We start from the raw sequence: 11,009 nt of genomic DNA on the forward strand, positions 1-11,009 counted from the left end.
AATGTATTGACCCCTCACCCTAACCCTCTCCCTAAGGGAGAGGGGACCATTCGAGCACGGTATTACATTACGGCGCTGGTTTTCTCCCTCTCCCCAGGGGAGAGGGCGGGGTGAGGGGTTATTCCCTTAAGCCTTAATTTACTCTTCGCCGTTAAACCCGGCGCGGTTGAGCAGGAACTGCGACAGCAACGCTACCGGGCGGCCCGTAGCGCCTTTAGCCTTGCCGGAGCGCCATGCGGTACCGGCGATATCCAGGTGCGCCCAGTTATACTTACGGGTAAAGCGCGACAGGAAGCAGCCTGCGGTAATTGCGCCGCCAGGACGGCCACCGATGTTCGCCATATCCGCGAAGTTGGACTCCAGTTGATCCTGGAACTCATCGGCCAGCGGCAGACGCCATGCACGGTCGCCTGCTTGCTCAGACGCGCCAATCAGTTCATGCGCCAACGGGTTGTGATTCGACATCAGGCCGGTGATGTGATGGCCGAGGGCAATCACGCACGCGCCGGTCAGCGTCGCCACGTCAATAACCGCTTCCGGTTCGAAACGCTCAACGTAGGTTAACACGTCGCACAGCACCAGACGGCCTTCGGCGTCGGTGTTCAGCACTTCGACCGTTTGACCGGACATGGTGGTCAACACGTCGCCCGGGCGATACGCGCGCCCACCAGGCATGTTTTCACAGCCTGCCAGCACGCCAACCACGTTAATCGGCAACTGAAGTTCCGCGACCATGCGCATCACGCCGTAGACTGCCGCTGCGCCGCACATGTCGTACTTCATCTCATCCATGCCTTCGGCAGGCTTGATGGAGATACCGCCGGAGTCGAAGGTCAAACCTTTACCGACCAGCACGATCGGGCGGGCGTCTTCGGAGGCGTTACCTTTATACTCAATCACCGACATCAGCGATTCGTTCTGCGAACCGTGGCCAACCGCCAGATAAGAGTGCATACCCAGCTCTTTCATCTGCTGCTCGCCAATTACGCGGGTTACCACGTTCTTGCTGTAGCTGTCTGCCAGCTGACGCGCCTGCGATGCCAGGTACGCGGCGTTACAGATGTTTGGCGGCATGTTGCCAAGGTCTTTTGCTGCTTTAATCCCGGCGGCAATGGCGAGGCCGTGCTGAATCGCACGCTCGCCGCTGGTCAGTTCACGGCGGGTTGGCACGTTGAAGACCATTTTGCGCAGCGGACGGCGAGGCTCGGTTTTATTGGTTTTCAGCTGATCGAAGCTGTACAGCGTCTCTTTTGCCGTTTCTACGGCCTGACGCACTTTCCAGTAGTTGTTGCGCCCTTTAACGTGCAGTTCGGTCAGGAAGCAAACGGCTTCCATTGACCCGGTATCATTCAGAGTGTTGATGGTTTTCTGGATGACCTGCTTATACTGACGCTCATCAAGCTCGCGTTCTTTACCGCAACCAATCAGCAAAATGCGCTCTGACAACACGTTCGGAACGTGATGCAGCAGCAGCGTCTGGCCGGGCTTACCTTCCAGTTCGCCGCGACGCAGTAGGGCGCTGATATAGCCGTCGCTGATTTTATCGAGCTGTTCGGCAATCGGGGAAAGACGGCGCGGTTCAAAAACGCCGACCACGATGCAGGCGCTCCGCTGTTTTTCCGGGCTACCGCTTTTTACACTGAACTCCATGGACTACGCTCCTGAATCTTAAAGACAACGGCGGTGGCTACAGTTAGAATTGCAAGCTTTCGTAACTCATTTCCGCTGTTGCGGTGACTTCGTGTTAATCTTAACGTTATTACGGTGTTGGCACGTCAGAACCGAGTCCTGAAACGTGAAACCGCTGAGTCATATAATCTTAGCGATGTTTTCGACGACTCAAGAGAATAAATGACGTTTAAGCCATGAAACAAGCTATTTTCCTGCAATAAGACGGGTTTTTACGGGCGTATTTATAGTGATAATCATAAGATATCTGGTGCGGGAGACGCTTAAAAGCCAGCTTGCGATCCTCTTCATCCTGCTTCTGATCTTCTTTTGTCAGAAACTGGTGAGGATCCTCGGCGCGGCGGTAGACGGCGAAATCCCGACAAATCTGGTGCTCTCATTACTGGGGCTGGGCGTGCCTGAAATGGCGCAATTGATCCTCCCCCTGAGCCTGTTCCTCGGCTTATTGATGACGCTGGGCAAACTCTACACCGAAAGTGAAATTACGGTGATGCACGCCTGCGGCCTCAGTAAAGCGGTGCTGATTAAAGCCGCCATGGTGCTGGCACTGTTCACCAGTATCATTGCCGCTGTGAATGTCATGTGGGCGGGGCCGTGGTCTTCTCGTCACCAGGATGAAGTGCTGGCGGAGGCAAAAGCTAACCCCGGCATGGCGGCGCTGGCGGCAGGCCAGTTCCAGCAGGCGACGAACGGCGACTCGGTGCTGTTTATTGAAAGCGTTGATGGCAGCAGCTTTAACGATGTCTTTTTGGCGCAATTGCGTCCCAAAGGCAACGCGCGTCCTTCCGTGGTGGTCGCCGATTCCGGCCATCTCTCGCAGTTGAAAGATGGCTCTCAGGTGGTGACCTTAAACCAGGGTACCCGCTTTGAAGGCACTGCGATGCTGCGCGACTTCCGCATTACCGATTTTAAAGATTACCAGGCGATTGTCGGCCACCAGGCAGTGACGCTCGACCCGAACGACACCGATCAAATGGATATGCGCACGCTGTGGAATACCAACAATGACCGCGCGCGTGCCGAGTTCCACTGGCGTATTACGCTTATTCTGACGGTGGTTATTATGGCGCTGATGGTGGTTCCACTGAGCGTGGTTAACCCGCGTCAGGGCCGCGTGCTGTCGATGCTTCCGGCGATGCTGCTTTATCTGGTTTTCTTCCTGCTGCAAACCTCGCTCAAATCCAACGGCGGGAAGGGTAAGCTCGACCCGGCTATCTGGATGTGGGTGGTGAACCTGTCCTATCTGGCGCTGGCGATTGCGTTGAATCTGTGGGATACCATTCCGATGCGTCGCTTCCGTGCGCGTTTCTCGGCTAAAGGAGCGGTGTGATGCAGCCATTTGGTGTACTTGACCGCTATATCGGTAAAACCATCTTCACCACCATCATGATGACGCTGTTCATGCTGGTGTCGCTCTCTGGCATCATCAAGTTTGTCGACCAGCTAAAAAAAGCCGGGCAGGGGAGCTACGACGCGCTGGGCGCCGGGGTGTATACCCTGCTGAGCATGCCGAAAGATATTCAAATCTTCTTCCCGATGGCCGCTCTGCTGGGCGCGTTATTAGGCCTGGGGATGCTGGCGCAGCGCAGCGAGTTAGTGGTAATGCAGGCTTCCGGCTTTACGCGTATGCAGGTTGCGTTATCCGTTATGAAAACGGCTATTCCGCTGGTGCTGCTGACCATGGCGATGGGCGAATGGGTTGCCCCGCAGGGCGAACAGATGGCGCGTAACTACCGTGCGCAGGCAATGTACGGCGGTTCGTTGCTTTCCACCCAGCAAGGGATGTGGGCGAAAGATGGTCATAACTTTGTCTATATCGAACGGGTAAAAGGGAACGACGAACTGGGTGGTGTAAGCATTTACTCCTTCAATCCGGAAAAGCGTCTGCAATCTGTTCGCTACGCGGCCTCCGCGAAATTTGACCCGGAAAACAAGGTGTGGCGCTTGTCGCAGGTAGATGAGTCTAACCTGACGGACAGCAAGCAAATCACCGGTGCGCAGACCGTTAGCGGCACCTGGAAAACCAACCTCACGCCGGACAAACTCGGCGTGGTGGCGTTAGACCCGGATGCGCTCTCAATCAGCGGCCTGCATAACTACGTGAAGTACCTGAAATCGAGCGGCCAGGATTCCGGCCGTTATCAGCTCAACATGTGGAGCAAAGTCTTCCAGCCGCTTTCTGTGGCGGTGATGATGCTGATGGCGCTGTCGTTTATCTTCGGCCCGCTGCGTAGCGTGGCGATGGGTGTGCGCGTCGTCACCGGTATCAGCTTTGGTTTTGTGTTCTACGTGCTGGACCAAATCTTTGGCCCGCTGACCCTGGTGTACGGCATCCCACCTGTGATTGGCGCACTACTGCCGAGCGCGAGCTTCTTCGTTATTAGCCTCTGGCTGATGATGCGAAAAGCGTAACGTTTTGAAAAAGGGAGCTTTCGCTCCCTTTTTTGTGCCGGGGGCGCTGCGCTTGCCCGACCTACGGTTAAGTACGATCGGTAGGCCTGATAAGCGAAGCGCCATCAGGCAATAACAGACCGCATTACCGCCGTCTTCCTCCGAGCAAACTCCCCAGCATCCCGCGCACAATCTGGTTGGTCACCTGCCGCACCGCGCTTTTCGCCGCTGTCTGCACGATGCCATCTTTCTTACCGCCGCGCGGCCCGGTGGTGCCGAACAAAATATCCTTCAGTCCGCCAAGGATACCGTCATCCACTTCAACGGCTTTGCCTTTTGCCGCAGGCGCATTGGCCTGCTCGGTGCTGGTCTGCACGCCTTTCTGCAACATCTCGAACGCTGATTCGCGGTCAACCGCATCCTCATACTTGCCATACAGCGGCGAGTTGTTAATCAGCCCGTTACGCTCATCGTCGGTAACTGGCCCCATGCGCGAGCAGGGTGCAATCACCATTGCGCGCTCGACCACCGACGGGCTGCCTTTGGCATCCAGGAATGAGATTAACGCCTCGCCGGTGCCCAGCTCCTGAATCGCTTTCTCCGTATCAAACGCCGGATTGGCGCGCATGGTCTGCGCCGCTGTTTTCACCGCTTTCTGATCTTTCGGCGTAAAGGCTCGCAGCGCATGCTGCACGCGGTTCCCTAACTGGCCGAGTACCGCATCCGGGATATCGGACGGATTCTGCGATACAAAATAGACCCCTACGCCCTTCGAACGAATCAGGCGGATCACCTGCTCGATTTTATCCAGCAGCACCTGCGGCGCATCGTTAAACAGCAGGTGCGCCTCATCGAAGAAGAACACCAGCTTCGGTTTCTCCAGGTCGCCCGCTTCCGGCAACTGCTCGTAAAGCTCGGAGAGCATCCACAGCAGGCTCGCCGCATAAAGCTTCGGCATTTGATAGAGCTTCTCGGCGCTGAGGATGTTAATTACCCCTTTGCCATTGCTGTCGGTGCGCATCCAGTCTTTGATATCCAGCATCGGCTCGCCGAAGAAGTGCTCGGCACCTTGCTGCTCCAGCGTAAGTAGCCCGCGCTGAATCGCCCCGACAGACGCGCTGCTGATATTGCCGTACTGATTCTGGAACGACTTCGCGTTATCGCCAATGTACTGGGTAATCGCGCGCAGATCTTTAAAGTCCAGCAGCAGTAAGCCCTGGTCGTCGGCGATGCGGAAGATAATGTTCAGCACGCCGGTCTGCACTTCATTCAGGTTCAGCAAACGCGCCAGCAGCAGCGGGCCGAGATCTGACACCGTGGCGCGCACCGGGTGGCCTTTCTCAGCAAAGATATCCCAGACGACAACCGGGTTAGCGTGCGGCTCCCAGTCGGTGACGCCAATTTTGTTCAGACGCTCCTGAAGCTTCTCTGATGCCTGGCCTGCCTGCGCCACGCCCGTCAGGTCACCTTTTACATCAGCCATAAATACCGGCACGCCAATCTCTGAGAACGACTCGGCCATCTTTTGCAGAGTGACGGTCTTCCCGGTACCGGTCGCCCCGGTGATCAGCCCATGACGGTTCGCCATACCGGGCAACAGGTGCAGTTCTTTATCCTGCGTGCGTGCAATTAGCAAAGGTGCGCTCATTGAATTATTCCTCCATTTATCTGCGTCGAGTATAGGCAAATTGCCGACAAAAGGCGGCAGGAAATTCCGCGCTTTGCGGCGCTTTATCCAGTGCGAACTATGCTTTGCATACGGTTTGCATTTTTTTGGAAGGTTATGTCCAGATTCTTTTATGACGATCGTAAACAGCTGGTCAACGATGCGATTGAAGGTTTAGTGTTATCCGCACCGCACGGCAACCTGATGCGGCTCGATATCGACCCGGCGATTCGGATTGTCGCGCGCAGCGACTGGGATAAAAGCCGGGTGGCGGTGATTTCCGGCGGCGGCTCGGGCCATGAGCCCGCGCATGCCGGGTTCGTCGGCAAAGGCATGCTGACGGCAGCGGTGTGCGGCGACCTGTTTGCCTCGCCGAGTGTTGATGCCGTATTAAACGCCATTGTGGCGGTGACGGGCGACCGTGGCTGCCTGCTGATTGTCAAAAACTATACCGGCGACCGCCTCAACTTCGGCCTGGCGGCAGAGAAAGCCAAACGCTACGGTCTGAAGGTCGAGATGGTGATTGTCGCCGACGACATCGCGCTGCCGGATAACAAACAGCCGCGCGGCATCGCGGGCACTGCGCTGGTGCATAAAATTGCCGGTTATGCCGCCGAGCACGGTAAATCCCTCAGCGAAGTGCGTGACATCGCGCAACAGGCGAGCGACAGCGTTTTCAGCCTGGGCGTGGCAATGGAGAGCTGCAACCTACCGGGCAGCGACGACGCAGAAGGGCGCATCAAACCGGGGCAGGTTGAACTGGGGTTGGGTATTCACGGTGAACCGGGTGCATCGGTGGTAGAAAGCCACAACAGCAAAGCGCTTATCGAAATACTGGTTAAACCTCTTAAAGATCAGGTAGGTGACGCTCGCGTGGCGGTGCTTATCAACAACCTCGGCGGCGTCTCGGCGCTGGAGATGGCGCTGCTCACCAAAGAGCTGGCGCACTCGGCGCTACAGGAACAGATTGCCTGGCTGATTGGCCCGGCGCCGCTGGTGAGCTCGCTGGATATGAAAGGTTTCTCGCTCTCGGTATTAAAATTGACCCCGGAGTTTGAACGCGCTTTACAGGCAGATGTCGAGACGGTCGGCTGGTTAAAACCGGTCGCCTTCGCGCCGGTAAAAACCGTCAAGCACAGCAAAGTGTACGACGCCCTGGAGATTCAGCCTTCCGACAACCCGGCGATTGCCGCACGTGTAGGGCAGATAACCCGGACGCTTATCCAGCTTGAGAACCGCCTGAACGCGCTGGATGCCAAAGTGGGCGACGGCGACACCGGCTCAACGTTTGCGTTGGGGGCGCGTGATATCGCTGAACTGCTCGACAAGGGCGAACTGCCGCTTAACAACGGCGCACAGTTACTGCAACTGGTAGGCGACCGGCTGGCCACGGTGATGGGCGGCTCCAGTGGCGTGCTGATGTCTATCTTTTTCACCGCTGCCGGGCAATCACTCCAGCGCGGCGACGCACTGCCGGATGCGCTATTAAAAGGGCTGACGCAGATGAAACAGTACGGCGGAGCCGATCTCGGTGACCGCACGCTTATCGATGCCCTGCAACCCGCGCTGGAAGCGATGCGCGATAACGACGCACAGGCAGCGGCAAGCGCCGCACAAGCCGGTGCGGAGAAAACTGCGACCATGCAAAAAGCCGGCGCGGGGCGCGCGTCGTACGTAAACAGCCAGAACCTGGACGGCGTGACCGACCCGGGAGCGGTAGCGGTGGCAGAAGTCTTTGCCGCACTGACAAAAGGCTAAACGAGAGAGCCGGCGGCAGAACGCCGCCGGAACAGCATTAAAAATCAGCCTTCAGCACCACACGGTAACGGGCTTTGCCGTCGCGCAAATGCTGCAACGCATCGTTGATTTTCGACATCGGGAACAGCTCGGTCGTCGGCGTCACGCCGCTACGTCCGGCGAACTTCATCAGCTTACGCAGCTCGGCCGGGTTACCCGTCGCCGAACCAGAAATGCTGCGGTCGCCGCCAATCAGCGTAAAGGCCGGCACCGGCAGCGGTTTCAGCACCGCGCCAACCGTATGGAAGTTACCGCCGTAAGCCAGCGCTTCGAAATACGGCTGCCAGTCGAGGTCAACGCTCACGGTGTTGATAATCAAGTCAAACTGGCCCGCCAGCGCTTTCAGTGCTTCCGGATCGCGGCTGTTCACCACGTTATCGGCACCCATCGCCCGTACTTCCTGCTCTTTTGATGGATTCGAACTAAACGCCGTCACTTCCGCACCCATCGCGCGCAGTAATTTAATAGCGATGTGCCCCAGCCCGCCAATACCAATGACCCCAACGCGGCTGGTGGCCGTCACATGGTGCATCAGCAACGGTTTAAAGACGGTGATACCGCCGCACAGCAGTGGGCCTGCAGTTTCGATATCAATTTTTTCTGGCAGTGGGATCACCCATTGCCAGTCTGCGCGCAGCTTATCGGCAAAGCCGCCGCGATTGAGAATGGTCGGTAGCGACCCTTCCGTACAGTTTATCTGATTGCCACTGATGCAGGCATCGCAGTGCCCACAGCTGCGCGCCGTCCAGCCAATACCCACGCGCTGGCCCACTTTCAGGCCTTTATTCTGCGCAGCGCTACCCAGCGCCACCACATGACCAATCACCTCATGACCCGCAACCAGCGGATACTGGGACATACCCCATTCGTTATCGATCATCGACAAATCGGAATGGCAGACCCCGCAGTAATCAACCTGAACTTCCACGTCTTCCGGCAGAAGTTCCCCCGCGTCGTACTCCCAGAGCTCCAGAGTATCGCCCGCATTTTTCGCGGCGTAGCTTTTGATGATGGACATCGTACTTCCCTCACTATGGTGTTGAATTGACAGTGTAGAGCAAGCGGCAGGGCGGTGCTTAGCGGAATGCGCCTGGAAAAGGGTTTGGGAGGGGGGCAGAGTGTGACCGGGTACGGGGAACGCTGATTTTTTCAACACTTAGCGCGCATAACGCGCGGTGTCGCTTGCAAGGTGGCGTGCGACAGGTATAATCCACTCGTTTTCCGCATACCCTTCAGTGCCGAAGTGGCGAAATCGGTAGACGCAGTTGATTCAAAATCAACCGTAGAAATACGTGCCGGTTCGAGTCCGGCCTTCGGCACCATTAACACTTCTTTTGACGTTTCCTGAAGTCTACAAATCCAAAAAAACCCCTTAAAAACAAGCAAGTTACAGTATTTCACGGTCTTCATTGGTCTCTTGTGGTCTACCCTCTTTTGGGGGCATAATCGGGGGCATGTCAATTCGATCAGGATTTGTGCCCCCAAAATGAAACTCAATGCTCGCCAGATAGAGACCGCAAAGCCGAAAGAGAAAGCCTATAAAATGGCTGATGGAGGCGGCTTGTATCTTGAAGTCTCCCCTAAAGGTTCCAAGTACTGGCGCATGAAATATCGCCGCCCATCAGACAAAAAGGAAGATCGGCTCGCTTTTGGTGTATACCCGACGATCACTTTGGCTGAGGCTCGGGGTAAGCGCGATGCAGCAAAGAAATTGTTGTCTCAGGGCATTGACCCCAAAGCTGAGCAAAAGGGGGCACAAGCTGAAATTGAGGGGGCATATTTATTTGAAACTATCGCAAGGCAATGGCACGCAAGTAATCTAACCTGGAGCGAAGATCATAGTCGTCGCGTTCTGCTGACGCTTGAGCAGTATATTTTCCCCTCGATAGGCCAAATTGACGCTAGGACGTTGAGAACCAGCCAGCTTCTCAATCCGATCAAAGCTGTCGATACGGCAGGTAAACATGATGTTGCGCAGCGACTGATGCAGCGCGTAAACGCAATTATGCGTTTTGGTGTGCAGAATGACCTTCTTGAATCAAATCCTGCCAGTGATATGGCTGGAGCGCTTTTAAGTGTTAAGTCTACCCATCACCCAGCGCTACCCCCAAAAAGAATCCCTGAGTTCCTTGAAAGATTGTCACGTTATAAAGGGCGACTAATGACACGGCTTGCCGTTGAATTAACGCTACTCACATTTATTCGTTCAAGTGAGATGCGTTTTGCTCGCTGGAGTGAGGTTAACTTTGAACGAAGTGAGTGGACGATACCCGGAATTCGTAAGCCTATTCCCGGCGTAAAACACTCTGAGCGTGGGATGAAGATGAAAACTGAACATATTGTTCCGCTTAGCAAACAAGCATTTGATATTTTTAAACGTTTACATGCCTTGAGTGGTAAAGGTGAGGTTATATTTCCCAGCGATCATGATCCTAAAAAAGTAATGAGTGAAAATACAGTAAATAGTGCCTTACGTGTAATGGGATATGATACGAAAACAGAAGTATGTGGTCATGGATTTAGAACTATGGCGCGGGGTGCACTAAGTGAGTCGAAACTATGGAATGATGACGCTATTGAAAGACAGTTAAGCCACGTTGAACGAAAAAACGTGAAAGGTTCATATATGCACACTTCTGAATATCTTGAAGAAAGAAGATTAATGCTGCAATGGTGGGCTGATTACATTGATGCTAACAAGAATGGATCTATCACACCATATGATTTTGCGCGTGTGCATGGAAAATAATTACCATTGTGGGGCTGCGGAGAGATTTAAATGAATAACACACAATCTGATAATGATTTGTTTTATTTTAATAGGTTAACGTACATTACGCCACACGAAATGGCGCTTGCTATGAATGGTTTTGACTATGATACCGAAAATGATGAATTGACTGAGATTCAATTAAAAGAGGTTATTAGATTAAGAAAGGCAATAACCAGAAATCTACAACTGATTAATGAATATAAAAGCATATCCGCCACGCAAAAAGTGGAAGCGAACTTAGTACTAACTGCCGCTTATATCTTTCAGAAGGAAGATATTGTACCCGTGGAGATTAAGGAAAGAATTGAGAACGCATTGCAACAACAGGTAAAAAATAAAGATTGGGGCGATATTTTAATGATGCTAGGAGGAAGTGAATTATATGAAATTGGTAAAAAATTAAGGAGTAATGGCAGAGGGCAGTATAGAAAAGATGACGAGGATAATTATAGTTGTAAATTAATCTACCTACTAATTGAATTACTTAAGAAACATGGAAAGGCAAATTATAGCGATAATAGTGTTATATATAATGATATTATTTCTTTTTGTAATGAGAATGAGATTATATTGAAAGGAATTAAAAAAGCTACTTTTTATAAGAAAATAAAGTTGGGCAAAGACATTATAAAATACGGAGAGTGAATTTATTAATTACTTTCTGGATATCTCTCATTAGAAGGGGCTACAAGA

The 11,009-nt window shown here is 53.8% G+C and carries 9 protein-coding genes and 1 tRNA gene; 7 read left to right on the forward strand and 3 right to left on the reverse strand.

What is annotated here, in order from left to right; translation table 11 throughout:
• Positions 1–138: 138 nt before the first annotated feature.
• Positions 139–1,650 (reverse strand): leucyl aminopeptidase, encoded by a 1,512-nt coding sequence (pepA, locus tag NMC31_RS14280; RefSeq protein WP_015966101.1) that lies wholly within the window; start codon positions 1,648–1,650, stop codon positions 139–141.
• 154 nt (positions 1,651–1,804) lie between these two features.
• On the opposite strand from pepA, the gene NMC31_RS14285 reads away from it, so the two are divergent.
• The 3 genes from NMC31_RS14285 (at position 1,805) to lptG (ending at position 4,101) form a co-directional block, all read left to right on the forward strand.
• On the forward strand, positions 1,805–1,855 hold the full coding sequence (locus NMC31_RS14285) for a hypothetical protein (protein WP_217448718.1): 51 nt from the start codon (positions 1,805–1,807) through the stop codon (positions 1,853–1,855).
• Between the two features lie 63 nt (positions 1,856–1,918).
• Entirely contained in the window at positions 1,919–3,019 is a 1,101-nt protein-coding gene (gene lptF / locus NMC31_RS14290) for an LPS export ABC transporter permease LptF (protein ID WP_149462930.1), read from the forward strand.
• Positions 3,019–4,101 carry an LPS export ABC transporter permease LptG gene (gene lptG / locus NMC31_RS14295; protein ID WP_149462931.1) on the forward strand — a complete coding sequence of 361 codons (1,083 nt, stop codon included), beginning with the start codon at positions 3,019–3,021 and terminating at the stop codon, positions 4,099–4,101. The genes lptF and lptG overlap by 1 nt, the downstream gene beginning before the upstream one ends.
• A gap of 124 nt (positions 4,102–4,225) precedes the next feature.
• Here the strand turns inward: lptG and NMC31_RS14300 are convergent, their stop codons facing one another.
• On the reverse strand, positions 4,226–5,761 hold the full coding sequence (locus NMC31_RS14300) for a helicase HerA-like C-terminal domain-containing protein (RefSeq protein WP_276220768.1): 1,536 nt from the start codon (positions 5,759–5,761) through the stop codon (positions 4,226–4,228).
• A 102-nt stretch (positions 5,762–5,863) separates the two neighbouring features.
• Between NMC31_RS14300 and NMC31_RS14305 the strand changes: the two genes are divergently transcribed.
• Positions 5,864–7,504 (forward strand): dihydroxyacetone kinase subunit DhaK, encoded by a 1,641-nt coding sequence (locus tag NMC31_RS14305; RefSeq protein ID WP_253898337.1) that lies wholly within the window; start codon positions 5,864–5,866, stop codon positions 7,502–7,504.
• Positions 7,505–7,541: 37 nt separating this feature from the next.
• Here the strand turns inward: NMC31_RS14305 and ahr are convergent, their stop codons facing one another.
• Entirely contained in the window at positions 7,542–8,561 is a 1,020-nt protein-coding gene (ahr, locus tag NMC31_RS14310; protein ID WP_253898338.1) for an NADPH-dependent aldehyde reductase Ahr, read from the reverse strand.
• 219 nt (positions 8,562–8,780) lie between these two features.
• On the opposite strand from ahr, the gene NMC31_RS14315 reads away from it, so the two are divergent.
• The 3 genes from NMC31_RS14315 (at position 8,781) to NMC31_RS14325 (ending at position 10,961) form a co-directional block, all read left to right on the forward strand.
• Positions 8,781–8,865 (forward strand) — tRNA-Leu (locus tag NMC31_RS14315).
• A 164-nt stretch (positions 8,866–9,029) separates the two neighbouring features.
• Positions 9,030–10,292 carry a tyrosine-type recombinase/integrase gene (locus tag NMC31_RS14320; RefSeq protein WP_061350296.1) on the forward strand — a complete coding sequence of 421 codons (1,263 nt, stop codon included), beginning with the start codon at positions 9,030–9,032 and terminating at the stop codon, positions 10,290–10,292.
• Positions 10,293–10,322: 30 nt separating this feature from the next.
• Positions 10,323–10,961, forward strand: a complete 639-nt coding sequence (locus tag NMC31_RS14325) for a hypothetical protein (RefSeq protein WP_253898339.1) — start codon at positions 10,323–10,325, stop codon at positions 10,959–10,961.
• The last annotated feature ends 48 nt before the right edge of the window (positions 10,962–11,009 follow it).

Origin of the sequence: Pseudocitrobacter vendiensis (assembly GCF_943590815.1) — a bacterium.
Classification (GTDB): Bacteria; Pseudomonadota; Gammaproteobacteria; order Enterobacterales; family Enterobacteriaceae; genus Pseudocitrobacter; species Pseudocitrobacter vendiensis.

Coding starts and splice junctions, on each gene's coding strand:
- lptG (WP_149462931.1), top strand. CDS start 3,019: ATGCAGCCATTTGGTGTACTTGACCGCTATATCGGTAAAACCATCTTC.
- pepA (WP_015966101.1), bottom strand. CDS start 1,650: ATGGAGTTCAGTGTAAAAAGCGGTAGCCCGGAAAAACAGCGGAGCGCC.
- NMC31_RS14305 (WP_253898337.1), top strand. CDS start 5,864: ATGTCCAGATTCTTTTATGACGATCGTAAACAGCTGGTCAACGATGCG.
- NMC31_RS14325 (WP_253898339.1), top strand. CDS start 10,323: ATGAATAACACACAATCTGATAATGATTTGTTTTATTTTAATAGGTTA.
- NMC31_RS14320 (WP_061350296.1), top strand. CDS start 9,030: ATGAAACTCAATGCTCGCCAGATAGAGACCGCAAAGCCGAAAGAGAAA.
- ahr (WP_253898338.1), bottom strand. CDS start 8,561: ATGTCCATCATCAAAAGCTACGCCGCGAAAAATGCGGGCGATACTCTG.